Origin of the sequence: Phenylobacterium sp. (assembly GCF_019636135.1) — a bacterium.
Classification (GTDB): Bacteria; Pseudomonadota; Alphaproteobacteria; order Caulobacterales; family Caulobacteraceae; genus Phenylobacterium.
The window spans coordinates 32,042-55,047 of the sequence record NZ_JAHBYD010000013.1 but is presented as its reverse complement, the minus strand read 5'-3'; the positions used below and the strand labels follow the sequence as shown (position 1 = coordinate 55,047).

Genomic DNA, 23,006 nt, shown 5'->3' with positions numbered 1-23,006 from the left:
GAGGTGAGGCGCCGCCGGCCTGTGCCTTCCGGGCCACGACGCACGGCAAAGGTTAACGGCGGCGACGCCGGCCTTGCCTGTTTTTGACGCGGGCGCCAGTGTCCGCGCCTCTTTGAAAACCCGAGCTTCACCGCCATGGACCGTTCCGCGGGCCAGGCGCCTGCGGACGCTCGCGGGCGCAGGAGCCCCGTCCGCACCGACCTCGACACGCTCCTGAAGCTCTCGGGGCCGGTCGTGCTCGCCCGCCTGGGCATCATGGCGATGGGGCTGGTCGACGCGATCGTGGTCGGCCGGTTCTCGGCGAAGGAGCTCGGCTACCACGCCCTGGGCTGGGCGCCGACCAGCGTGGTGCTGACCGCGGTGGTGGGCCTGCTGGCCGGCATCCAGGTGATGACCGCGCGGCGGATCGGGGAGGGGCGGCGCGACCTGACCGGCGCGGTGCTCCGGCGCGGGATCGTCTACGCGACGGCGCTGGGGCTGGCCTCGACCGTCGTCCTGGCCGTCGGCGGTCCGCCCCTGATGCACGTCATCGGCCTGGACGGGGACCTGGCGGACGGCGCGAGCCGGGTGCTGCTGGTCTTCTCGCTGTCGCTGCCCGGCTATGCGATCAGCGTGGCGTGCGCCTTCTGGCTGGAGGGGCTGTCGCGGCCCGGGCCGGCGGCGTGGTTCATGTGGGCGGCCAACGTCGTGAACCTGGGGCTGAACCTGCTGCTGGTGCCGGGCACGTTCGGGCTGCCCGCCATGGGCGCGGTCGGCGGGGCCTGGGCGACGACGGGGGCGCGGACGTTCCTGGCGCTGGTCAGCGTGGCCTTCATCCTGCGGATGGCCGAGGCGCGGGCGCTGGGGGTGTTCGACCGGCCCGAGCGCGACCGCCCGGCCGAGATCGAGCAGCGGCGGATCGGCTACGGCGCGGGCGTCTCGAACTTCTTCGAGGTGGCCGCCTTCGCGAGCCTGAACGTCATCGCAGGCTGGATCGGCGCCCTGGCCGTGGCCGCCTGGACGGTGGTGCTGAACGTGGCCGCGATCGTCTTCATGGTCCCGCTGGGCCTGGCGACCGGCGCGGCGGTGCTGGTGGGCAAGGCCTATGGCGCGCGCGATCCGGCGGGCGTGACGCGGGCGGGCGCGGTCTCGTTCGCGGTGACCTTCGCGTTCGGGGTGGCCGTGTCGCTGGCCATCTGGCCCAGCGCCGGCCTGATCGCCGGCGCCTATACGACCGACGCGGCGACGCTGGCGATGGCGATCCCGGCGCTGGTGCTCTCGTGCCTGTTCTATGCGCCCGACGCGCTGCAGGTGGTGACGGCGCAGTCGCTGCGGGCCCGCGGCGACGTCTGGCTGCCCACCGCCACGCACCTGACGAGCTACATCCTGGTGATGATGCCGCTGGCCTGGTGGCTGGCCATCCCGATGGGGATGGGCGTCATGGGCATGACCTGGGCGGTGATCGCCGCGAGCTTCCTGTCGGGCGGGCTGCTGCTGGGACGGTTCTGGATGCTGAGCCGGCGAGTGCTCTAGCCGGCCGCCGCATCTTGGAAGCCGTAGCGCTGCAGGTAGGGGTAGGCAGCGGTGAAGCCGGGCCGCTTGTCGGTGGCCGACTTCACCTCGGGGAGCCGCCAGGCGTTGGGCGTTCCCGGCGGAAGCGCCACGATGTTGGCGTCGCCGAGCGTGAGCGGCTTCCAGCTCTCGGCGCCTCCGACCTCCTCGCCCCGCGCGCGGCGCGCCTCGAGCGACACGAAGGGCGCGTAGAACCAGTACACCGAGTATCCGGCGAGCAGCATGGTCTGGATCACCGCGCCCGTCGCCTGCGGGTGATTGATCGCCGCCTCGATGAGCCAGACGGGGCGGATCTCGTGCAGCAGGCGCGGGGCGCCGCGAAGCGCCTCGGGGTCGTGCCCCTCCAGGTCCATCTTCACCAGCCGGGTGTCGGGCGGGGCGATCTCGTCCAGCGTCACCATCGGCGTCCGCACGGTCGGGAACTCGCCCGCGCGCGCGATGCTGAGCGTGCCGTAGTTCTGCTCGCCGATGAGCGGCGGATTGGGGAAATCGACCTCGCCGGAGGTCCCCCCGGCGGCCGCGCGCACCACGAAGACGTTCGACAGGAGGTTGCGGGCGGCGTTGACGGTCAGGACGTGGGCGAGACCGCCATGCGCCTCGATGGCCTTCACCTGCCAGCCCGGCCGGGCCTTGGCGAAGGGCAGTCCGATGGACCCGATGTTGGCGCCGGCGTCGATCAGGACGCCCGTCTCCTCGACGGCATGGTCGATCAGGAAGTCGGCGATGCAGCGCGCGAATTCGCCGTACCGCATCAGCGAATCGCCGATCGCGGAGTCCTGCGCGGGGAACTGCAGGTCCAGGCCATATGCGACGGCGCGGCTGAGCATCGCTACGGTCTAGCCCAGGACCCCGGGCCAGGCCACCCCGTCAGGTCAGCGGCCCCGGCAGCGCGAAGGCGACCACGCTGTCGCCGCGCTTGGTGTTGCTCTTGCCATGGCCGCCGGCGGCGATGACGACATACTGGCGGCCTTTCCAGACGTAGGTCATCGGCGTGGCCTGGCCGCCGGCCGGCAGGCGGCCCTTCCAGAGCTCCCGGCCGCTCGCGCCGTCGAAGGCGCGCAGGTAGTCGTCCATGGCCGCGCCGATGAAGACGAGACCGGACGCCGTGGCCACCGGCCCGCCGGCGTTGGGCACGCCGACGTTCCCCAGCAGGAGCTGCGAGCCCGGCGCCAGGTCGCGCGTGGTGCCGAGCGGAACCTCCCACAGCACCTTGCCGGTGCGCATGTCGACCGCGTGCAACTGCCCCCACGGCGGCGGGTTGCAGGGCAGGCCCAGCGGCGACAGCAGCACCTCGCGCTTCATGCCGTAGGGCGCGCCCCTCTGGGCCGAAACCTCCTTGCCCATCTCGGCCTGCTTCGTGGCCTGCACCTTGTCGACCGGGATCAGGGTGACCCGGTGCAGCGCGCTGGAGGTGTTGACGTAGACCACCTGCCGGCCGGCGTCGAAGGCGAGGCCGCCCCAGTTCACGCCGCCGCCGGTGAACGGGTAGAGGATCGTCCCCTGCGTCGAGGGCGGCGTGTAGATGCCTTCGTGCCGCGCGCCCCGGATCAGCTCGCGGCACTTGCCGCGGTCCCAGGGCGTCAGGCCATAGGCGTCCTTCTCCGAGATCTTCGTGGGCGAGAGCGGCTTGGGCGCGATGGGGAACGGCTGGGTCGGCGACAGCGGCTCGCCCGGCGCGCCGCCCTGGGGCGCGGGGCGCTCCTCCACCGGGATCACCGGCGCGCCGGTGTCACGCGCCAGGGTGAAGATCAGCCCCTGCTTGGTGGCCTGGATGACGGCGGGCGTCGTGCGGCCGCCGTAGCCGACGTCGGCCAGGGTCGGCTGGGCGGGGATGTCGTAGTCCCAGATGTCGTGGTGGACGGTCTGGAAGCTCCAGCGCGGCTGGCCGGTCGCGGCGTCCAGCGCCACCACCGAGTTCGCCATGCCGCCGTTGCCGGGGCGCAGGCCGCCGAAGAAGTCGGGGCTGGCGCTGGAGGTGGGCAGGAAGACGAGGCCGCGGGCCGGGTCGGCCGACATCGGCGCCCAGACGTTGGCGGCGCCGGCCTTCACGCCGGGGCCGGCGTTGGCGAGCGGATCGAACGCCCACTTCGGCGCGCCGGTGCGCGCGTCATAGGCGCGGACCACGCCCGAGACCTCCTCGACCCGCTGGTTGTCGTCGATGGACGAGCCCACCACGATCACCCCGTTCACGATCACCGGCGGCGAGGTGATCTGCATCTGGCCCTTGCGTTCCAGCAGCACGCCCTGGCCGACGTCGACCGTGCCGCCCTTGCCGAAGCCCGTGCAGGGGGCGCCGGTGGCGGCGTCCAGGGCGATCAGGCGACGGTCCACGGTGGGCAGGAAGATGCGCGCGGCGCAGGCGGCGCCGGCCGGCGCCTCCGGGTCGGCCCAGTAGGTCACGCCCCGGCAGATGTTGTCGTTCGGGTAGTGGACGCTGTCGTCGATCCCGGGGTCGTGCGCCCAGAGCTCCTTGCCCGTGCCGGGATCGAGGGCCGAGACGCGGTTGAACTGCGAGCAGACGTAGAGCCGCCCGCCGGCCAGGATCGGCGTGTTCTCGAACGCGGCGTGCTCGATCGCCTTCGGGTGGCGGGCGAGGTCGCCGGTGGAATAGGTCCAGGCGACCTTCAGGCCGGTGACGTTGGCGGGCGTGATCTGGGCGGCGGCGGAATAGCGCTGGCCGCCCGCGTCGCCGCCGTAGAACGGCCAGTCGACATCGGCCGCCGCCTTCACGGGCTGGGCGGGCTCCCCGGCGCAGGCGGCGGCGAGGACGAGGAGGCTGGCGGAGACGAGGGCGCGGACAGGCAGGGGCATTCGGTGGAACCTCGGCGCGGAAGCGATGCGCGGAGGTCACGATAGCGCGCTCCTGGAGCCAACCGGCAAGTGACGGATGGCGGGCTCGCCGGGACGCGCGGCGGTCGCGCGCGGGACGGCCGGCGGAGCGGCGGGGACGAGCGGTGGGGCTCCTCCCTCTTCGAACGTCATGGCCGGCCTTGTGCCGGCCATCCAGACGCGCGGGCGTGTCCGGGCGCCCCGTGGCCGGCGCCGCTGCGGACGCTCGACGATCGGTGTTCATGGGTGGCCGGCACAAGGCCGGCCATGACGTTCAGGGGTGGCGGAACGGTGGCTAAACCCCCGCGCCCAGGATCCAGCCTTCCTCGCGTTCGGCGTCGAGGACGACGTCGGCGGCGGTGTCCTTCGGGGGTGCGAAGAGGGCGCCCAGCTTGTTGGCCTCGTCCAGGCGGGCGAAGTGCTCGGCGGTGGTGCGCACCTGGGTCAGGTCCTTCACTTCGCCCGGCGCGCCCTGCGGCTTCAGGAGCGAGGGGTAGACCTCGGCCATCACCACGTCGACCCCGTCGAGGTCGGCCTCGGTCAGCGTCTTGAAGCCGGTCTCGAACGGCCAGGCCTTCACACCCTCGCCGCGGGCGAGCTTCAGGCGGCGCACGAACGGGATGCCCAGGATCGCCTGACCGCCGACCGAGCCGTTGTAGTAGAGCTTCCAGATCGAGGCCGCGCCCTTGGCCGCCAGGTCGGCGTGGCGGAACTCGGGCAGGTCGCCCGGCCCGTGGTCGCGGGTCTTCTTCGGTTGCAGGGTGGTCAGCGCGTCCTTGGGCGGGCAGCCCCAGAAGGGGAACGGGCCGCCGGTCATGCGCCGGTTGATCTCGGAGCCGACGCCGAAGCGGTTGTTGGTGTTGTCGGCCTTGTCCTTGACCATCCTGTTGAGCTGGTCCCAGGCCGCACGCCAGGGCTCGTCGCCGGGCAGGCTGAGCGAGGCGGCGAACCCGCGCGGGAAGCCCAGCGGGAAGTCGAAGCCCAGCAGGCAACGCTCGCCGCGCTTCTTCAGGTCGTCGAGGACCGCGGTCAGCCGCGTCTCGGCTTCGGCGCGGGTCGAGGGGTTGTAGCTCTCGAACGCCATGCGGAAGCGGATGTCGCGCTTCAGCACGCCGATCCAGATGGAGTCGGCGCCCGTCGTCGGCTTGGCCGCGGCGCTCCAGTCGACGATCACATAGGCGCTGAACAGGCGCGGCACGTTGGGGGCTCCAGGCCTCGGGGGGAGGACGATGCGTTCTACGCCATCCCTCCTCTTTAGGGGAGGGACAGCTCGCCGGAGGCGAGCAGGGTGGGGAGACAAGGCCAGTCACCAGGCGCCGGGGATGATCCACACATCCCCACCCGTCTCGCGACGCTCGACACCCTCCCCTGAAGAGGAGGGATCAGAGTTTGACCAGCATCTTGCCGAGGTTCTCGCCCTTGAAGAGGCCGAGGAAGGCGTCGGGGGCTTTGTCGATGCCTTCGAAGACGGTCTCCTTCCAGGTGACCTTGCCGTCCTTCACCCAGCCGGAGAGGTCGCTGAGGAACCTGGGCATCAGGTCCCAGCTCGACGAGACGATGAAGCCCTCCATGCGGAGCTGCTTGCCGACCATCATGACGAGGTTGCGCGGGCCGGCCGGCATCTCGGTGGCGTTGTACATGGAGATCGCGCCGCACAGCGCGAAGCGGGCGAAGGGGCGCGCGGCGGTGAGCGCGGCCTCCAGGTGCTCGCCGCCGACGTTGTCGAAGTAGACGTCGATGCCGCCGGGCGCGGCCTTCATGAGCGCGGCGGTGAGGTTGGTCTCGGCCTTGTAGTCGATGACCTGATCGGCCCCGATCGACTTCAGGAACGCGACCTTTTCGGCCCCGCCGGCCGAGGCGATGACCGTGTGGCCCTTGGCCTTGGCGATCTGCACCACCATCGAGCCCACGGCGCCCGCGCCGCCGGAGACGAAGACGATGTCGCCGTCCTTCAGCGCCGCGATCTTGAGGAGGCCGGCATAGGCGGTGAGGCCGGGCATGCCGGCGGCGCCCAGGAACGCCTGGGGCGGCAGGCCCATGGGGTCCAGCTTCTGCACCTGGGCGGCGGGCGCGTTGAAGCCTTCGCGCCAGCCGAAGCCGGACTGCACGAGGTCGCCCGGCTTGAAGGCGGGGTCGTTGGAGGCGGTGACCTCGCCGACCGCGCCGCCCTCCATGGCCTTGCCCAGCGCGAAGGGCGGCGTGTAGCTCTGCACGTCGTTCATGCGCCCGCGCATGTAGGGGTCGACCGTCATCCAGGTGTTGCGCACCTGGACCTCGCCGGCGCCGGGCGCGGGCAGGTCGACGCTGGCCAGCTCGAAGTTGTCGGCGGTGGGCAGGCCGTTCGGGCGGCTCTTCAGGCGGATCTCGCGCACGGTCGTCATAGGTCGTCCTCCCGGCCGGGTTCGCTCCCGGCGTTCAAACGGTTGTATGACCTCGCGCGGGTGGCGTCGAGCGCGCGTCGCGTGGTAGGGCCGCCGCCATGACGTTGCGCGGCGGTGTGATCGGGGCAGGGGTGTTCGGCGGCTATCACGCGCGGCAGTACGCGCGGATCGCGGGCGTCGACTTCGTGGGCGTATTCGACACCCATCCGGACCGGGCGGCCAGGGTGGCGATGCCGCTGGGCGGCCGCGCGTTCGCCGGGCTGGACGAACTGCTGGCGCAGGTGGACGTGGTGACCGTGGCCTCGCCGGCCACCGTCCATGCCGAACAGGCGCTGGCGGCCATCGCGGCGGGCAGGCACGTCTATGTGGAGAAGCCGGTCGCGGTAAGCGTCGCCGACGCCGAGCGGGTGCGGGCGGCGGCCGCGAAGGCGGGCGTGATCGTCGCCTGCGGCCATCAGGAGCGGGTGGTGTTCCAGGCCATGGGCCTGCTGGACGCGCCCGAACAGCCGCTCTTGCTGGAAGCCGTGCGCCACGGCCCGCCGTCGGACCGCAGCCGCGACGTCTCCGCCGTACTGGACCTGATGGTGCATGACATCGACCTGGCGCTGGCCATCGCCGCCTCGGACCCGGCGACCGCCGAGGCCGAGGGGCATCGCGCCGACGACGGCGTCTGGGACCAGGTGCGGGCCGAGGCCAGCTTCGAGAGCGGGTTCACCGCGATCTTCGACGTCTCGCGCCGGGCTGAGGCGCGGCATCGGACGATGCGGGTGGTCTATCCCTCGGGCGAGGTCGCCATCGACTTCATGGCCCGCACGTTCCGCAACACCACGCCGTTCGCGCTGAACCCCGACTTCGCCGACACGCCCGCCGCGCAGGACCCGCTGGGCGCCAGCGTCGAGGGGTTCCTCGCGGCCGTGCGCGGCGAGGCCCCCCGGCCGGTGGTGGACGCCGCCGAGGCCACGGCGGCGCTGGACCTGGCCATCGCCGTGGAACAGGCGTTGGAAGACGCCGGGTAAACGCCTTAAATTCCCGCTCATCCCGGGATGAGCGGAGATGAGCATGGCCAGCGCCTACGACTTCACGTTCGACAAGATCGGCGGCGGGCCGCTGCCGCTCAGCACCTTCAGGGACAAGGTGGTGCTGGTGGTGAACACCGCCTCGAAGTGCGGGCTGACGCCGCAGTACGACGGGCTGGAGAAGCTCTACTCCGACTACAAGGACAAGGGCCTCGTGGTGCTGGGCGTGCCCTGCAACCAGTTCATGGGCCAGGAGCCGGGGACCGAGAAGGAGATCGAGACCTTCTGCTCGACCACCTTCGGCATCGACTTCCCGATGACGTCCAAGGTCGACGTGAAGGAGGCGGGGCGGCATCCGTTCTACGCCTGGGCCGAGCAGGCGCTGGGCGAGCCCGCCGTGCCGGTCTGGAATTTCCACAAGATCCTGATCGGCAAGAACGGCGAGGCCCTGGAGGCCTTCGGTCCGCGCACCGAGCCGCAGGACGCGGGCCTGGTCGCGGCGATCGAAAAGGCGCTTTAGCCCACGGGCGGCCCACGAAGAAGCGCCCGACCGCTTCCGGCCGGGCGCCCGTTTCCGTCGACGCCTGGGGCGCCGATCAGAAGAACTTGTACTGCAGTTCGATGCCGTAGGTGCGCGGCGGGGTCAGCGGATAGGTGCTGGCCGGGTTGTTTCCGGGCAGGTCGGGCCGCGCGTCCTGCACGACGTTGACGATCGGCGCGCCGGCGGGCGGCGTGTAGATCGAGCCGGCCCGACGCGACGCGCCGGCGCCGCCTTCGTAGCCGATGTCGTCGAACAGGTTCTTCACGAAGGCGATGACCGTGGTCTTGCGGTCCTTGGCCTTCCAGGTGAGGCGGGCGTCCACCTGATCCCACGATGGCGACTTGTAGTAGTCGCGGTCGAAGATCGAGCCGAACTGGCTGTCGCGCCACGTGTAGCTGACCGAGCCCGTGAGCGAGGAGCCGTCGCTGAAGGGATAGGTGTAGTTCACGTTGACCGCGATCTTGTGCTTGGGCGAGTTGGGCAACTGGTAGCCCTTCAGGTTCTGCACCCGCTGGAAGCCGCCGTTCGGGTCGGGCGAGCCCGAGACCTGGGTGGTGGCCCCCGCCGCGTTCACCACCGGACGCGGGCTGGTGTAGACGTCGGCCGCGCAGGTGGTGGTGGTGTCGCCGTAGGCGATCGCACGGCAGAGCGAACGGTCGGTGATCGGCCGCGCGCCGGGCGCCAGCGCCGCCGGGTCGGCGGGGTCGATCGCCGCGCCTTCGGTGACGTAGGCGTCGAGGTACGAGTAGTTGGCCAGGATCTGCAGGTTCTCGATCGGCTGCCAGATCGTCTCGATCTCGATGCCCTTCGAGGTGGCCTTGGGCACGTTGTAGAAGATCGACTGCGTGACCGCGACCGCGCCCGAGGTGTTGACGATCGTCAGCGGGATCTGGGCGTTGGAGTAGTCGTAGTAGAAGGCCGCGATGTTGGCCTGGAGGTTGCGGCCGACGTTCTTCTTCAGGCCGACCTCGAAGGCTTCCACCTTCTCCTCGCGCGTTTCCGGATTGGGCGAGAAGCCCACGTCGATGCCGATCCGGAAGCCGCCCGGCTTGTAGCCGTGGGAGTAGCGGGCGAAGGCGTTGGTGTCCGGGTCGGGATCCCACTTCAGGGTGACGTTGCCGGTCACCTCCTGCCACTCGTCCTTGAGGTAGCGGGTGGCGAAGCCGTTCGTCGCGTCGAAGACCGTGGGCGTGATCACGCCCTTCGGCAGGGTCGCGCCGGAGGCCCACTGGTTCTCGGTAATATCGACCACCGGGATGCCGCCGGCGACGGCGCCGTTCAGCTCGGGCGCGGCGAAGCAGCCGGCGACCTGGTAGCAGAGCAGGCGGCCGCGCTCGATGCCTTCCTTCTTGTCGATCGAGTAGCGGATGCCGCCGCTCAGCGTGAAGGTGTCGATGAACTCCCAGTCGACCTGGGCGTAGGCGGCGCGCGAGCTGATGTCGAACTCGGGATAGGTGTCGAAGATCCGCCGGTTCGGGTTGGCCGCGCAGACGTTGCCGCGCTGAGCGCACAGGGCGGTCGGCACGCCGAACGGCCCTTCCACCCGCGGCTCGTCCACCAGGTAGGTGTAGACCGGCTGGCCGTAGCTTTCCTTCCAGTAGTAGAGGCCCGCCAGCCACTGCACCGGGCCGTCATGCGTCGAGACGAGGGTGACCTCGTTCGACAGCCAGGATTCCTCTTCCTGGTAGTTGAAGGCGTAGCGCGGGTTGACCACCGCGTTGTTGGCGCCGGTCGCCGACGGCAGGGTGTAGCGCAGGATCGGCGCGGTCTGGTCGACCGGCGTCGGCCCCTGCAGGTAGTAGTGGTAATGCACCGCGCCCAACTGGTAGCGCAGGTCGAAGCCGGTGAAGTGGTAGGTCCACTCGCTGGCGAAGATGTAGGTGCCGTTCAGGTCCACGTCGTAGGGCACCGTGGAGGCGATCTTCCGCGGGTTGGTCAGGGCGGGGTTCACGCAGCCCATGGGGCTGGCGTTCAGCACGTTGGTGGCGTTGCCGCTGCAGCCGTAGCCGGGCTGGAGCGTGATGCCGGCGTTGGCCGCCTCGAACGTCGGATAGACCGCCGGCGTCCAGGTGCCGCGGGCGCCGGGGCCGCCGCCGCCGTTGCGCCACTCGATCCAGGTCAGCTTCATCCAGCCGTCGAAGTTCGCGCCGATGTCGAACTTCAACTGGCCCTCGACGATGTTGGTGTTGATGACGTTGCCCTCGTCGGGCTGGCCCGGGATGATGTTGTCGATCCAGCCCTTGGACTGCTTCTCCCAGTTGGCGGCCAGGCGGAAGGTGACGCCGTCGATGAACGTCGGGCCCGAGATCGCGCCTTCCAGGACGTGGTGGTTGTAGTTCTGGTACTGGCCGCGGACCTCGCCGTACCATTCATCGGTCGGCCGCTTCGAGACCAGGTTGATGGCGCCGCCGATGGCGTTCCGGCCATAGAGCGTGGCCTGGGGCCCGCGCAGGATCTCGACCCGTTCGAGGAAGAGGGGCGTCTTGCCCGCCTCCACCGTCGAGGTGGTGTAGATGCCGTCCGAGTAGACCGAGACCGAGGCGTCGGCCGCGTGGACGTTGTTGGTCCGGCCCACGCCGCGCAGGCTCACCCGATCGGTCTGGGTGGAGTATTGAAGGCCGGGCGTGAAGTTGGTCAGGTCGAAGACCGACTGGATGCCGATCAGGTCGCGCTTCTCGGCCGTGAAGGCCGAGATCGCGACGGGCACGTCCTGCAGGCTCTGTTCGCGCCGCTCGGCCGTCACCACCAGCTCTTCGATGGTGTTCGAGGCGGCCGAAGACTGGGCCTGGGCGGACGTTGCGCCCATCGCCGCGGCCAGCAGGGCGCTGGACGCAAGCAAGCTGTGCTTGAGTTTCATGGTATTCCCTCCCCGCAGTTCTCTCCGGGCGGGCGCGTGATTGCGCTTCTTCCCGGTCTCCAAAGCGAAACGGCCCGCCCCTTTGCGGGGGCGGGCCGTTCGGAACTCAGAAGAACTTGTAGCGCAGCTCCAGACCGTAGGTCCGTGGCGGCGTGTTGTAGTAGGTCTTCCGGATACCCTGGATGCAGTAGATGGTGCCGACGCTGCCCGCGGCCGGGTTGGCCGCCCCCTGGGCGACGGGGCTGCAGGCCAGGCCCGCAGGGTTCGCCCCGTAGAGCAGGTTGGTGACCTGGCCGTCGACCCGGTAGCCGGTCGCGCCCTGGTCGTAGCCGATCTTGTCGAAGATGTTCTTCACATAGCCGATGATCTCGAACTTGTCGTCCTTGGCCTTCCAGAGCAGGCGGGCGTCCACCTGGTCCCAGGTCGGCGACTTGTTGTACCAGCGCTCGAACAGGGCCCCGTAGGCGTTGTCGCGCCAGGAGTAGGACACGCTGGCGGTCAGCGAGCCGGGCTCGAAGTCCCAGGTGTAGTTCGCCGCGATCGCGATCTTGTTCCGCGGCGCGTTGGGCAGGTCGTTGCCCTTCAGGCTCTGGATCCGCTGGAAGCCGCCGCCGGGCAGGCCCAGCGTGGGCTCGTCCAGCACGCAGTCGCCCTGGACGGCGGCGCCGCCGGCCTGGCACTCCGCGAGCGTGTGGATCGGCTTGGCGCCGGGCTGGGCCGCGGTCGGGTCGACGGTGTCGACGGCGAAGCCCTTGGTGATCTCGGCGTCGATGTAGGAGTAGTTGGCGATGATCTGCAGGTTCCGGATCGGTTGCCACAGCACCTCGACCTCGACGCCCTGCGAGCGCGACTTCGGGGTGTTGTAGAACGAGGTCGTCCCCTGGCTGATGGTCTGGCCCATCAGGCTGCCGGTCTGCACGACCGAGATCGGGATCTGCAGGTTCTGGTAGCTGTAGTGGTAGAGCGCCACGTTGGTCTGCAGCGTCCGGCCGAAGGTCTTCTTCAGGCCGAGCTCGAAGGCGTCGACCGTCTCTTCCTTCGAGTAGGGCAGGAAGCTCAGCACCGTGAAGATGCCGATGTTGAAGCCGCCCGAGCGGTAGCCGCGCGCGTAGCTGGCGTAGCCCAGCGTATCGTCGTCGGGGTGCCACTCGACCTTGGCGGTGCCGGTGACGGCCGACCATGAGGCGTCGTACTTGCGGGTCGCAAAGCCCGTGGTCGGGTCGAAGGTGGTCGGCCCGTCGACGCCCTTCGGGATCACGTCGATGCCCGTGCCGCTGCCGGCCGCGACGACGGTGTTCACCCCGGTGAGGTCGAGCGGGATGAGCGCGAACTCCGGCGCGAGGCCGCCCAGGCAGGCGGGCAGGCCCAGGCAGAGCAGGCGCGCCTTCTCGGTCCCGTACTTGCGGTCGTGCGAGTAGCGCAGGCCGCCGGTCAGGGTGAGCTGGTCGCCCAGGTCGTAGCTGGCCTGGCCGTAGAAGGCGTACGAGGTGTTGCTGACCGACGGGCGGTTGTCGAACCGCCGGCCGATGCCGGCCGGGCAGGTGACCGGCGTGGCCGCGACGCCGGCGCCGTCCAGGCAGACGCCGAACGGGGGCGAGATGTTCCACCCGGCCTGCCGCGGATCCTCGATGGTGTGGACCGGCTGGCGGTAGTGCTGGTGGTAGTAGTAGGCGCCGGCGATCCACTGGAACGGCCCCTCGGTCGTCGAGACGATGTTCAGCTCGTTCGAGATGAAGCCGTTGCGCTCCTGGTAGTCGAAGCGTTCCTGGGGATAGACCGTCGTGGCCGCGCCGACCGTGTATTGCAGGACGCCGGGGTCCTGGCTGCCGCCGGGGGTCGTGCCCTTCAGGTGGTACCAGTACCGGACGCCGCCCAGGATGTACTTAATGTCGAAGTTGTCGGCGTGGTACGTCCAGTGGCTGGCCACCGTGTAGGCGTTCGGAACGCGCACGTTGTAGGTGTTCGGCCGGTTGATCTTCCACGGGCTGTCGTAGGAGACGTTGCGGCAACCGTCGGGGCTGGCCAGGACGACGTTCGTCGCCAGGCCCGAACAGCCGAAGCCCGGGTTGAAGTGGGTGGCTTCCGAGTAGAACTCGGTGATGTCGAAGGCGTCGGCGCCGTTCGGGTTGGTCGCTGAGCGAAGCGCCTTCCTGCTGCCGTCGAGGTTGAAGATCTCGGGCGACCAGCCGGCCGACTGCGAGCCCGGCCCGCCGGCGCCGTGACGCCAGTTCGTGAAGCCGAACTTGGACCACATCTCCAGCTTCTCGCTGAACTGCACGTCGATCTGGGCTTCGGCGTAGAAGCTGTCGAGCACGTTGCCTTCGCTGGGCATGCCCGGGACGGTGTTCTTGATGTAGCCCTTGCTCTGCCGCTCCCAGTTGACGGCGAGGCGCGCCTTGACCTTGTCGTTGAGCGGGCCGGAGACGGCGCCCTCCAGGATCGAGCGGTTGTAGTTGCCGTAGGTGGCGCGCACCTCGGCGTAGGGACTGTCGGTCGGGCGCCGCGAGAGGATGTTGATCGCGCCGGCGATGGCGTTGCGGCCGTAGAGGGTGCCCTGCGGACCCCGCAGGATCTCGACCCGGTCGAGGAACAGGGTGGAGGAGCCTGCGCGCACCGCGAAGGTCTCGTAGACGCCGTCGGCGTAGTTGGCGACCGAGGCGTCGGCCGACAGCACGTTGGTGAGGCGGCCCAGGCCGCGCAGCGACACGCGGTCGGTCGATGTGGAGTACTGCAGGCCCGGCGTGAAGTTCGTCATGTCCTGGATGGACTGGATGCCGACGATGTCACGCTGTTCGGACGTGAACGCCGAGATCGCGACCGGCACGTCCTGCAGGCTCTGCTCGCGCTTTTCCGCGGTGACCACCAGCTCGGCGATCGTGTTCGTCGAACTGGACTGAGCGTGAGCCGACGTGCCGACCACGGCGGCCAGCAACCCGCTGGACGCCAACAAGCAATGCCTGAACGTCATCTGAACTGCCTCCCCGCAGCCTTTGTTGTGGCGCTATTCGCTGCGCTTGACGGGCAAGCTGAAGCAGGCGTGACAGGTCGTCAACGCAAATGCGGTGAGTGAACGATGATAACTAAATAAGACTCACTTATGTCGAGGAGTCGGTGAAAGCAGCACCCGTCATGTGTCCTTGTAACGACAGTAGTTTTGAGCAATGATCGGGACGTTTCTGACTTTGTTCATCCCAATATCAACCTAGGGGCGCGCCGACGGCGCGCCTTCTTTGTTTTACGATGGCCTCATTATCGCCGCGGATGGCCGGAATTTCGCAAATGCGAAACAGACAGAAACCTTATGAAATAAGGCTTCGCCGATTTCTGGGATATCCGCGATATCTGCACTGCAACATGAAATTGGAACGCGTTGCAAGACCACTCGTAAAAGGCGAGCTGGCGGCCCCGGGGCGGTCGGCGCGTCCACCCGCCGCGGGCCGTCCCTGAGACCTCCGGAACGTCGCGGAGGCCCTGGGCCGGGCGGCATCGTCTCAACGTGGGCGACTCATGAAGGCCATCGGCCTTCCCGGCGGGATGAGCGCCGGGTCAGGGCAGGGCGGCGACCCCGAAGGCGTAGGGGTGGCCAAGGGCGATGGCGGCGGCGACGGCGAGGCCCAGGGCCGGCTTCCACCAGCCGATCTCGCCCAGGCTGAGGCGCTGGCGGCCCGACAGGATCGCCGCGAAGGGGATGTTCGAGGTGCGCGCGGCGAAGGCGTCCCACGCCGGCCCCAGCGCCCGCCGGCGCTTGGCGTCGATGCTGCGGGTCCCGTAGACGGCCAGGACCAGCATCGAGCCGAAGAGGACGAGGCTGGCCCGGTCGCCGTTCACCAGCAGATGGCCGGCGGCCCAGATCGCCACGCCCCAGAGGAACGGGTGGCGGGTGACGCGCAGCATGCCGCGCACGATGTCGGGATCGTCCAGCGCCGCCTCGCTGCGCACCGCGGTCGGGTTCCTGGTGGCGACGCCGATGACGATGAAGACGAACGCCACGACCTGCAGCACGAGCTGGACCGTCCGCGTCGCCGGCGTGACGCCCCAGTACGCGACGTTGTCGACGGCGCCCCGCGCCTCGGCGAAGCCCCAGCCCAGCCAGCCGAGGCCGGCGAAGGAGGCCAGCACGAACAGGCCCATGTACGGGCCCTCGCCGATCCGGGCGATCAGCCCGTCGCGCAGGCGCGTGCCCGAGACGAGGAGGTGCAGCAGGACGAAGAAGAGGGCGGCGGCGATCAGGTTGGACATCGGGGGCTCCTTCCGGACCGGCAGAGACTGACGGATAAATTTACATCGTCAAGTTACGGCGTTCTCGGGATCGTCTTCCGATGCGTCGTCGCCGTCCTCCGTGAACAGCGGCGCGGGCGGCGTGCGGGGCGGGGAGGTGCGTATGGCGGCCGGGCGGACCGGCGCCGCGGCCGGCGCGTTAGCCACGCCCTGGCCGGCGCGGCGCAGGATGGACTCCATCCGCGCCATCCAGCGGTTGGCTTCGCCCAGCGCCTCGGGCGCGTCCATGCGCTTCGGAACGCCGTCGTCCTCGGGCCGCCAGAGGTCGAGCGCGAAGTCCGGGTGGGTCGGGTCGTCGAAGACGAAGCGCAGGCGCACGCGCTCCTGCGGCTCGGCCAGTTGGTCCAGCGCCCGGCGCGCCTCGCCGCGGAAGGCGCGGGCGGCGACGGCGCGGTCCACGATCAGCTCGACGCCCACCAGCTCGGTCAGCCGGTAGGCGAGGCGCCAGCCGCCCTTGTCCCAGGCGACGACGACCGTGCCCGCCGAGAGGTCGAAGCCGATGCCGGCGCCGCGGCCGCGCGCGATCAGCATCGGCTGTGGCGCGGCGCCGTTCAGGCCGGCGGCGAGGGTGCGCCGGACCCGGCGCGTCTCGTCGAGGAACCAGGCGAAGGCCGCGCCGACGAGGGTCAGCGCCCCGCCGGCGAGCGCGAGCAGCGTCAGGAGCCGCGCGGCCTCGTCCATGGCGCCTGAGCCTAAGCCGAGTCGCCGCGGATCACCGGTATGTGCGGCGCGGAGTCCAGCGGCGCGAGGCCGGCGAGGCGCGGATCGTCGGCGATCTCGACCTCGCGCCGGAAGGGCTGGAAGCCCGAGCGCATGTAGAACCGCGGCGCGTTCGGGTGGTCGAGCGTGCAGGTGTGGACCCAGAAGCGCCGGATCGGCCGCGACCAGGCCCGCTCGACCGCGCGGTTCATCATCCAGCGCGCCGCGCCGCCGCCCACCAGGCCCGGCGAGACGCCGAAATAGGCCAGTTCGCAGGTGTCGGGCTGGCGGAAGTCGAGCTCCAGGATGCCGGTCTCGCCGCCGGGCGCCGCCAGCCGCCAGACCTCGACGCGCGGATCGCGGATCGCCGCCAGCAGGGCCTCGCGCGGCATGACCAGGCGCGTGAACCACAGCCAGTCGCGTCCCACGGCGGAATAGAGCGCGAGGTAGTCCTCCGCCGCGGGGCTCGCCAGGCGCTCCAGCGTCCAGTCGAGGCCATCCGCCTCGGGCCGCGGCGGCGGCTTCGCGAACATCTCCAGCGAGGTGACGACGGCGGCGATCTTGCCGTCCGGGACGTCGTGGAAGCCGTCGGCGAGCATGCTCAGGCGTCGAGCTCGACGACGAGGGGGACGTGGTCCGACGGCTTGTCCCAGGCGCGCACGTGCTTGTGGATCGCCACGCCCGCCAGCAGGTCGGCGGCCTGGGGCGAGAGCAGGGCGTGGTCGATGCGGATGCCGTTGTTCCGCTGCCACGCGCCGGCCTGGTAGTCCCAGAAGGTGAAGGCGCCCTCGGCGCCGTCGGCCTGCAGGTAGGCCTCGGTGAGGCCGAGGTTCTTGAGCGCCCGGAACGCCCGGCGCGTGGCCGGCTGGAAGAGGGCGTCGTCCTGCCAGTTGTTGGGGAAGGCCGCGTCGCGCGGCTCGGGGATCACGTTGTAGTCGCCGGCCAGCACGAACGGCTCCTCCCAGGCCAGCAGGGCGCGGGCGTGGGCCTCGAGGCGGGCCATCCAGGCCATCTTGTAGGCGTACTTCTCCGTGCCGGCCGGGTTGCCGTTGGGCAGGTAGATCGAGGCCACGCGCACCGGCTGCGGACCCGACACGACCGCCTCGATGTAGCGGGCGTGGTCGTCGGCGTCGTCGCCCGCATCGGGCAGGTGGGGGAGGCCGCGGCGCACGTCCTCCAGCGGGGCCTTCGAGAGGAGGGCCACGCCGTTGTAGGTCTTCTGGCCGTGGACGGCGACGTTATAGCCAAGGCGCTCAAAGGCTTCGGCGGGGAACCTCTCGTCCACGCACTTGATCTCCTGGAGGCAGGCGACGTCGGGCCTGGCCTCCTCGAACCAGCGGACGACCGTCTCCAGCCGGGCGTTGACCGAGTTCACGTTCCAGGTGGCGATGCGCATCGAGGGCTCCGGTTGCGCAGGGCAGGCTAGTGGCGGCCGCGCGCCGCCTCAAGGGTTGCCCGGGCGATGGGCGAACCGGCTTGACCGTGCGGATCGCGCGTGGGTCCATCCGGCCGAGGGAGGCCACATGCGACGGCGGCGGGAGATGACGATTCGGCTGGCCCTGGCGGGCGCCATGGCGCTCGTCGCCACCTCGGCGTCGGCGCAGGATCCGCCGGGCGTGGACGTGCCGCCCGTCGTGCCGATCAAGCCGGCGAAGCCCCTGCCGCCCGACGCGGAGGCCCCGCTGGAGGGATCGCTCGATACGCCCGGCCTGACGACGTGCGCGCCGGCCCAGCTCTTCAAGGCGACGATCCGCAACACCTCGCCGGGCCTCGCCGCCGCCGACCGCGGCGCCCAGCCGCGGCAGCTATGGCGCCAGGGCGACAGGTTCCTGCGCAGCGAGGAGTCGCCCGATCCGGCGCGGGGTGACATGACGATCGTCATCATCGCCGAGCCCGACATCTGGACCTACAACCAGGCCACCCGGCAGGGGCGCCACGCGACCGACCCCGGGCCGCAGCTCACCGTGCGGGCGCCCATCCTGCCGCCCGTGCCCGGCCTGCCGGCGGCGATGCAGTCCCTGGAGTTCGGCTGCGAACCGGCCTTCGTGGCCGCCTATGCGCCGCAGGCGCTGCAGAGCGTGCCGTGGGGGTCGATCCAGGCGGCGGTCCATACCGCCACCATGGGCGAGCATCAGGTGGCGATCCTGATGGACACGCGCCGCAACGCGCCCCTGATCGTGAGCTACCTCTACCGGGGCCAGCCGCGGGTGGTGATCCGCTACGACGAATACCGCCAGGGCCTGCCGGACCGCCCGCAGCTCTTCCAGCCGCCGAAGGGGATCAGGATCCAGGAAGCCGGCCAGGAGCCCGCCCCGCGCCCGCTGGGGCCGTCCTAGGGCGGGCGAACTCAATACCCCGCTCATCCCCGCATGCGCGGGGATGAGCGGAGGATTTGCAGGACTCTCGAATGGGGTCCCGCCGGGACGACGGCCCGGGCCGGCCTAGATCGAGAAGCTGACGCCGCAGCCGCAACTGGACTTGGCGTTGGGGTTGCGCACGCGGAACTCGGCGCCGGCCAGTTCGTCCACGAAATCGATCTCGGAGCCCTTCAGCAGGGCCAGCGAGATCACGTCCACCAGGGCGGTGGCGCCGTCGCGCTCGACCCGCAGGTCGTCGGGGCCGGCCTCGTCGACCAGGTCCATCTGGTACTGGAAGCCCGAGCAGCCGCCGCCTTCCACGGCCACGCGCAGCATCATCGGGCGACCTTCCCGGGCGCCGATGCTGAGGATCCGGCCCGCGGCGGCGGGCGAAAGGGTGACGTCGCTGGTGATCATGCTCTGTTAGACGAACCTCGGGCCTGGACTATATGAGGGCGCAGGCGGCTTCGACCAAGAGGCCTTTGTACAGACGGGTCCGATGGCCTCATCCCTCCCACAGCGCGCGCCCTTCGCCGAGAATCCCGCCGCGTCGCGGGGCCGCAAGGTCGCCGAAGCGCACAGCCGCACGCGGACCGACTTCGCCCGCGATCGCGACCGCATCATCCACGCCACGGCCTTCCGCAGGCTGAAGGAGAAGACCCAGGTGTTCGTGGCGCACGAGGGCGACCACTTCCGCACCCGCCTGACCCACAGCCTGGAGGTGGCGCAGATCGCGCGGTCGCTGGCCACGGCGCTGGGCCTGGACGCCGACCTCGCCGAGACGATCGCGCTGGCCCACGACCTCGGCCACCCGCCCTTCGGCCACGCCGGCGAGGACGAACTGCAGGTGCAGATGCAGGGCTACGGCGGCTTCGACCACAACGTGCAGACGTTCCGGGTCGTGACCCGGCTGGAGCGCCGCTATCCGCGCTTCGACGGCCTGAACCTGACCTGGGAGACGCTGGAAGGGGTCATCAAGCACAACGGGCCGGTGATCGACCAGCTCGCCAAGCCGTCGTGGAGCGCGATCTCGGAGTTCGACGCGCAGTATGCTCTGCGCCTGGACACCTGGGCGTCGGCCGAGGCGCAGGTCGCCGCCCTGGCCGACGACATCGCCTACAACAACCACGACGTGGACGACGGCGTGGCGGCGGGCCTCTTCAACCTCGACGAGCTGGCCGAGGTCCCGCTGATCGGCCCGAACGTGGTGAGCGCGCGGGCCGACTATCCGGGGCTGGAGCCGGGCATCCTGCGCCTGGAGGCGGTGCGGCGGATGATCGGCGCCATGGTCGACGACGTGCTGGCCGAGACGGCGTGGCGCGCGGCGGTCGGCAAGGTGGGCTCGCCCGAGGACGTGCGGATGCTGGGCCACGCCCTGGTCGCCTTCTCGCGGGACATGGTCGAGGAGCTGGCGCAACTGCGGGCGTTCCTGATGGAGCGGATGTACCGGCACTGGAAGGTCAACCGCACCCGCAGCCAGGCGCGGCGCATGCTGGCCGAGATGTTCCAGTTGTTCATGGCCGAGCCCGACGTGCTGCCCGCCGAATGGAACGCGCGCTGCCAGGGCCGCGACGAGGCGGGGCGGGCGAGGGTGGTCTGCGACTACATCGCCGGGATGACCGACCGCTACGCCATCGCCGAGCACAGGAACCTCTTCCACCTCGACGTGCTGAGCTAGGCGCCGTGGAGACCCTGATCGTGCGCGCGCCGATGTACCACTCGGCCGGCGACGAGGCGGCGTTCCTGGGCTGGCTGAAGCGGATCCGGGCCGTGAGCGCCGTCCAGTCGCGTGGCCGCGACCTGCACATCCAGCTTCGCGCCGGCGCCGTGTCGCGCGACGAGCTCCAGGAGCTGCGGGCCTGCTTCCACCGCTATGCCCTGGACACCAGCGCGCTGGAGGGCCTGCGGGCGCGCTGACCGCCCACAGAAATCGGCGCGGCGCCGCACGCGCGCCTTCGTTGCGGGGCTAAACTCTCCGGTACTGCGCGATTCGGAGCCCTGCGATGTCCGACCATGAGCGCGGCGCGTATGCGCCGCCGACCTCCGATGCTCCGCTGAGCTTCGACCCCCGCCAGCCGGTGCGCGGCGCGCGGCCGATCCCGTTCACGCTGATCCTGTCGGTGCTGGTGCTGGCCGCCCTGGTGGCCGCGATCTTCGTCTTCTACCAGCAGGGCGTGCGGGAGGCCGGCGAGGCCCCGCAGGTGGTCGGCGCGCCGGTGGCCGGCATGAAGGAGGCCGCGCCCGCGGCCGCCCAGCCGCAGGACGCCGACGCCCAGCTCCAGATCTACCGCGAGGAAGCCGGCGGCCAGATGGAGACGATGCCGGACGAGCCCAGGTTCACCGCGCCGCCCGAACAGCCGCAGGCGCGCCCGACGACGCCGGTCGTGGTCGCCCAGATCCCGCCCGCCCCGGCGGTGCCGCCGGCCAAGGCGGCGACCGTCGCGCCGCCGGCCGCGACCGCCGCGGCGCTGAAGCCCACGATTCCCGCGGCCCCGCCGCCGAAGGCCGCCGCGCCCGTACAGAAGGTGACGCCGGCGCCCACGCCCACGCCAGCGCCCAGGCAGGTCGCCGCAGCGCCCGCGCCGAAGCCGCCCCCGCCGCCGGTCGAGAAGAAGCCCGCCGCGCCCGAGCCCCAGGCGGTCGCCGCGTCGGGCGCCGCGCGGGTGCAGGTCGGCGCCGTCAGCTCGACGGCGCTGGCGGACAGGGCCTGGAGCGAGGCGGTCTCGGCCGCGCCGGGCCTCGCCGCCGGCAAGGGCAAGGCGGTCGAGAAGATCGAGGGCGGCAGCCTCTACCGCACCTTCGTCACCGGCTTCGCCACCAAGGCCGACGCCCAGGCGTTCTGCGCGCGGTTGCAGGCGGCCGGGAAGAGCTGCTTCGTGCGGTGACGAGGACCGGATGAGCCAGGGCTTCCAGCCGTCCCTCGACTTCGCCGCCGCGGCCGTCGCCGCGGAGGACGGCGAGGCGCTGATCGTGGACCTGGAGGGCTACGAAGGCCCGCTGCACGTCCTGCTGGCGCTGGCCCGCACGCAGAAGGTGGACCTGCTCAAGCTGTCGGTGACCCGGCTCGCCGAGCAGTACCTGGCCTTCGTGCAGGAGGCGCGCCGGCGGCGGTTCAGCCTCGCGGCCGACTACCTCGTGATGGCGGCGTGGCTGGCGTACCTGAAGTCGCGGCTGCTCCTGCCCAAGCCCGAACAGCCCAAGGCCGAGGAGCCGCCGGCCGAGGAGATGGCGGCCAGGCTGGCGTTCCGGCTGGCCAAGCTGGAGGCGATGCGCAACGCCGCCGAGGCGCTCCGCACCGGGCCGCTGCTGGGCCGCGACGTGTTCGTGCGCGGCGATCCCGAGGCGATCCGCGTGGTCCCGTCCGGCCGCATCGAGGGCGACCTCTACAGCCTGATGAGCGCCTACATCGGCCAGCGGCGGAAGGAGGCGCAGCGCCAGTACACGCCCGCGACGCCCCAGGCCTATCCGCTGGAAGACGCCCGGGACCGCCTGCGCCGCCTGCTGCCCGACCTCGACCGCTGGACGCCGCTGGGCGGGATCGCGCCGATGGGGACGCCCACGGCCGGCCCCAGCCGCGCGAGCTATGTCGCCTCGACGCTCTCGGCCAGCCTGGAACTGGTGAAGGAGGGGGCGATGGAGGCGCGGCAACTGGAGGCGTTCGCCGACATCTACCTGCGGGCCCGCCGCAATACCTCCCCTTCGGGGGAGGGTGGCGAGCCGGCGAGCCGGGTGGGGATCTAGGGGCCGGACATGCGAGACGATCCACGTTTCCCCACCCTGGCGCCTGCGGCGCCTGTCCCGCCCCTGAAGGGGAGGGATTGTCGATGAGCGACTATCGCGAGACCGCGCGCGAGATCGAGGCGCTGCTGTTCGCCGCCGCGAGCCCGCTGACCGAGGAGGACCTGGCGCAGCGCCTGCCGGAGGGCGCCGACGTGCTCGGCGCGATCGTCGAGCTGGGGCAGATGTACCAGGGGCGCGGCGTGGTGCTGGCCAACGTGGCGGGCGGCTGGCGCTTCCAGACGGCGGAAGACCTGGCCTGGCTGATGACCGAGGAGCGCGACGAGCCGCGCCGCCTGTCGAAGGCCGCGCAGGAGACGCTGGCCATCATCGCCTACCACCAGCCGGTGACGCGGGCCGAGATCGAGGCGGTGCGCGGCGTGCAGGCGTCGAAGGGGACGCTGGACGTCCTGCTGGAGCTGGGCCTGGTGCGCATGCGCGGCCGCCGCCGGACGCCGGGGCGCCCGGTGACCTACGGCACCACCGACGCCTTCCTGGAGCACTATGGCCTCGCGAGCCTGGCGGACCTGCCGGGCATGGCCGAGATGAAGGCGGCGGGGCTGCTGTCGCTGGACCTGCCGGCCGACTTCGCGATGCCCGATCCGAACCTGGCCGGCGCCGATGAAGACTCCCTGGATGCGGACGCGCCGGAGTTCCACGTGGACTTCCTGGGCGAGGACGAACCCTCCGACGCGTAGGTCGCGGCGCCGTTAGCGCTCC

Annotated in this window: 20 protein-coding genes; 9 read left to right on the top strand and 11 right to left on the bottom strand. The window is 70.8% G+C overall.

Annotation, left to right across the window (positions count from 1 at the left end; all coding sequences use genetic code 11):
- Positions 1-135: 135 nt before the first annotated feature.
- Positions 136-1,512 carry an MATE family efflux transporter gene (locus KF737_RS10910; protein WP_296454318.1) on the top strand — a complete coding sequence of 459 codons (1,377 nt, stop codon included), beginning with the start codon at positions 136-138 and terminating at the stop codon, positions 1,510-1,512.
- Here the strand turns inward: KF737_RS10910 and KF737_RS10905 are convergent.
- From KF737_RS10905 to KF737_RS10890, 4 genes are all read right to left on the bottom strand, one after another.
- Positions 1,509-2,378: an FkbM family methyltransferase gene (locus KF737_RS10905; RefSeq protein ID WP_296454315.1), complete on the bottom strand. Its 870-nt coding sequence runs from the start codon at positions 2,376-2,378 to the stop codon at positions 1,509-1,511. The two genes, KF737_RS10910 and KF737_RS10905, sit on opposite strands and share 4 nt — an antisense overlap.
- 40 nt (positions 2,379-2,418) lie before the next feature.
- Positions 2,419-4,362: a pyrroloquinoline quinone-dependent dehydrogenase gene (locus KF737_RS10900; RefSeq protein WP_296454313.1), complete on the bottom strand. Its 1,944-nt coding sequence runs from the start codon at positions 4,360-4,362 to the stop codon at positions 2,419-2,421.
- Between the two features lie 313 nt (positions 4,363-4,675).
- A complete protein-coding gene (locus KF737_RS10895; RefSeq protein ID WP_296454311.1) occupies positions 4,676-5,578 on the bottom strand; it encodes a cobalamin biosynthesis protein CbiG in 903 nt (300 codons plus the stop codon).
- Between the two features lie 184 nt (positions 5,579-5,762).
- On the bottom strand, positions 5,763-6,761 hold the full coding sequence (locus KF737_RS10890) for an NADP-dependent oxidoreductase (RefSeq protein WP_296454309.1): 999 nt from the start codon (positions 6,759-6,761) through the stop codon (positions 5,763-5,765).
- A gap of 98 nt (positions 6,762-6,859) precedes the next feature.
- Between KF737_RS10890 and KF737_RS10885 the strand changes: the two genes are divergently transcribed.
- Both KF737_RS10885 and KF737_RS10880 read left to right on the top strand, forming a co-directional pair.
- On the top strand, positions 6,860-7,777 hold the full coding sequence (locus KF737_RS10885; RefSeq protein WP_296454307.1) for a Gfo/Idh/MocA family oxidoreductase: 918 nt from the start codon (positions 6,860-6,862) through the stop codon (positions 7,775-7,777).
- A gap of 37 nt (positions 7,778-7,814) precedes the next feature.
- Positions 7,815-8,297, top strand: a complete 483-nt coding sequence (locus KF737_RS10880; protein WP_296454305.1) for a glutathione peroxidase — start codon at positions 7,815-7,817, stop codon at positions 8,295-8,297.
- Between the two features lie 76 nt (positions 8,298-8,373).
- Here the strand turns inward: KF737_RS10880 and KF737_RS10875 are convergent, their stop codons facing one another.
- The 6 genes from KF737_RS10875 to xth all read right to left on the bottom strand — a co-directional run bounded on the left by KF737_RS10875 (position 8,374) and on the right by xth (position 17,548).
- Entirely contained in the window at positions 8,374-11,175 is a 2,802-nt protein-coding gene (locus tag KF737_RS10875) for a TonB-dependent receptor (RefSeq protein ID WP_296454303.1), read from the bottom strand.
- Positions 11,176-11,281: 106 nt separating this feature from the next.
- A complete protein-coding gene (locus KF737_RS10870) occupies positions 11,282-14,143 on the bottom strand; it encodes a TonB-dependent receptor (RefSeq protein WP_296454301.1) in 2,862 nt (953 codons plus the stop codon).
- Between the two features lie 578 nt (positions 14,144-14,721).
- A complete protein-coding gene (locus KF737_RS10865; protein ID WP_296454299.1) occupies positions 14,722-15,414 on the bottom strand; it encodes an NnrU family protein in 693 nt (230 codons plus the stop codon).
- Positions 15,415-15,462: 48 nt separating this feature from the next.
- Positions 15,463-16,134 carry a hypothetical protein gene (locus tag KF737_RS10860; RefSeq protein WP_296454297.1) on the bottom strand — a complete coding sequence of 224 codons (672 nt, stop codon included), beginning with the start codon at positions 16,132-16,134 and terminating at the stop codon, positions 15,463-15,465.
- 11 nt (positions 16,135-16,145) lie between these two features.
- A complete protein-coding gene (locus KF737_RS10855) occupies positions 16,146-16,751 on the bottom strand; it encodes an N-acetyltransferase (protein ID WP_296454296.1) in 606 nt (201 codons plus the stop codon).
- 2 nt (positions 16,752-16,753) lie between these two features.
- Positions 16,754-17,548 carry an exodeoxyribonuclease III gene (gene xth, locus KF737_RS10850; RefSeq protein ID WP_296454294.1) on the bottom strand — a complete coding sequence of 265 codons (795 nt, stop codon included), beginning with the start codon at positions 17,546-17,548 and terminating at the stop codon, positions 16,754-16,756.
- A gap of 145 nt (positions 17,549-17,693) precedes the next feature.
- Between xth and KF737_RS10845 the strand changes: the two genes are divergently transcribed.
- Entirely contained in the window at positions 17,694-18,488 is a 795-nt protein-coding gene (locus KF737_RS10845) for a hypothetical protein (protein ID WP_296454293.1), read from the top strand.
- 105 nt (positions 18,489-18,593) lie between these two features.
- On the opposite strand, the gene KF737_RS10840 is transcribed toward KF737_RS10845, so the two are convergent.
- Positions 18,594-18,926 (bottom strand): iron-sulfur cluster assembly accessory protein, encoded by a 333-nt coding sequence (locus tag KF737_RS10840; RefSeq protein WP_296454291.1) that lies wholly within the window; start codon positions 18,924-18,926, stop codon positions 18,594-18,596.
- A gap of 82 nt (positions 18,927-19,008) precedes the next feature.
- Here KF737_RS10840 and KF737_RS10835 point away from each other — a divergent pair, with 82 nt between their 5' ends.
- From KF737_RS10835 to scpB, 5 genes are all read left to right on the top strand, one after another.
- Positions 19,009-20,187: a deoxyguanosinetriphosphate triphosphohydrolase gene (locus KF737_RS10835; protein ID WP_296454288.1), complete on the top strand. Its 1,179-nt coding sequence runs from the start codon at positions 19,009-19,011 to the stop codon at positions 20,185-20,187.
- 5 nt (positions 20,188-20,192) lie between these two features.
- Positions 20,193-20,426, top strand: coding sequence for a hypothetical protein (locus KF737_RS10830; protein ID WP_296454286.1), 234 nt, complete (start codon positions 20,193-20,195; stop codon positions 20,424-20,426).
- Between the two features lie 86 nt (positions 20,427-20,512).
- Entirely contained in the window at positions 20,513-21,394 is an 882-nt protein-coding gene (locus tag KF737_RS10825) for an SPOR domain-containing protein (protein ID WP_296454284.1), read from the top strand.
- A gap of 10 nt (positions 21,395-21,404) precedes the next feature.
- On the top strand, positions 21,405-22,250 hold the full coding sequence (locus KF737_RS10820; RefSeq protein WP_296454282.1) for a ScpA family protein: 846 nt from the start codon (positions 21,405-21,407) through the stop codon (positions 22,248-22,250).
- Positions 22,251-22,333: 83 nt separating this feature from the next.
- A complete protein-coding gene (gene scpB / locus KF737_RS10815; RefSeq protein WP_296454281.1) occupies positions 22,334-22,984 on the top strand; it encodes an SMC-Scp complex subunit ScpB in 651 nt (216 codons plus the stop codon).
- The last annotated feature ends 22 nt before the right edge of the window (positions 22,985-23,006 follow it).

What these genes read in the sequence shown, in the direction of transcription:
- KF737_RS10900 (WP_296454313.1), bottom strand. Translation starts at nt 4,362, where the DNA reads ATGCCCCTGCCTGTCCGCGCCCTCGTCTCCGCCAGCCTCCTCGTCCTC.
- KF737_RS10875 (WP_296454303.1), bottom strand. Translation starts at nt 11,175, where the DNA reads ATGAAACTCAAGCACAGCTTGCTTGCGTCCAGCGCCCTGCTGGCCGCG.
- KF737_RS10885 (WP_296454307.1), top strand. Translation starts at nt 6,860, where the DNA reads ATGACGTTGCGCGGCGGTGTGATCGGGGCAGGGGTGTTCGGCGGCTAT.
- scpB (WP_296454281.1), top strand. Translation starts at nt 22,334, where the DNA reads ATGAGCGACTATCGCGAGACCGCGCGCGAGATCGAGGCGCTGCTGTTC.
- xth (WP_296454294.1), bottom strand. Translation starts at nt 17,548, where the DNA reads ATGCGCATCGCCACCTGGAACGTGAACTCGGTCAACGCCCGGCTGGAG.
- KF737_RS10865 (WP_296454299.1), bottom strand. Translation starts at nt 15,414, where the DNA reads ATGTCCAACCTGATCGCCGCCGCCCTCTTCTTCGTCCTGCTGCACCTC.
- KF737_RS10890 (WP_296454309.1), bottom strand. Translation starts at nt 6,761, where the DNA reads ATGACGACCGTGCGCGAGATCCGCCTGAAGAGCCGCCCGAACGGCCTG.
- KF737_RS10820 (WP_296454282.1), top strand. Translation starts at nt 21,405, where the DNA reads ATGAGCCAGGGCTTCCAGCCGTCCCTCGACTTCGCCGCCGCGGCCGTC.
- KF737_RS10905 (WP_296454315.1), bottom strand. Translation starts at nt 2,378, where the DNA reads ATGCTCAGCCGCGCCGTCGCATATGGCCTGGACCTGCAGTTCCCCGCG.
- KF737_RS10835 (WP_296454288.1), top strand. Translation starts at nt 19,009, where the DNA reads ATGGCCTCATCCCTCCCACAGCGCGCGCCCTTCGCCGAGAATCCCGCC.
- KF737_RS10860 (WP_296454297.1), bottom strand. Translation starts at nt 16,134, where the DNA reads ATGGACGAGGCCGCGCGGCTCCTGACGCTGCTCGCGCTCGCCGGCGGG.
- KF737_RS10840 (WP_296454291.1), bottom strand. Translation starts at nt 18,926, where the DNA reads ATGATCACCAGCGACGTCACCCTTTCGCCCGCCGCCGCGGGCCGGATC.
- KF737_RS10880 (WP_296454305.1), top strand. Translation starts at nt 7,815, where the DNA reads ATGAGCATGGCCAGCGCCTACGACTTCACGTTCGACAAGATCGGCGGC.
- KF737_RS10910 (WP_296454318.1), top strand. Translation starts at nt 136, where the DNA reads ATGGACCGTTCCGCGGGCCAGGCGCCTGCGGACGCTCGCGGGCGCAGG.
- KF737_RS10870 (WP_296454301.1), bottom strand. Translation starts at nt 14,143, where the DNA reads ATGACGTTCAGGCATTGCTTGTTGGCGTCCAGCGGGTTGCTGGCCGCC.
- KF737_RS10825 (WP_296454284.1), top strand. Translation starts at nt 20,513, where the DNA reads ATGTCCGACCATGAGCGCGGCGCGTATGCGCCGCCGACCTCCGATGCT.
- KF737_RS10855 (WP_296454296.1), bottom strand. Translation starts at nt 16,751, where the DNA reads ATGCTCGCCGACGGCTTCCACGACGTCCCGGACGGCAAGATCGCCGCC.
- KF737_RS10845 (WP_296454293.1), top strand. Translation starts at nt 17,694, where the DNA reads ATGACGATTCGGCTGGCCCTGGCGGGCGCCATGGCGCTCGTCGCCACC.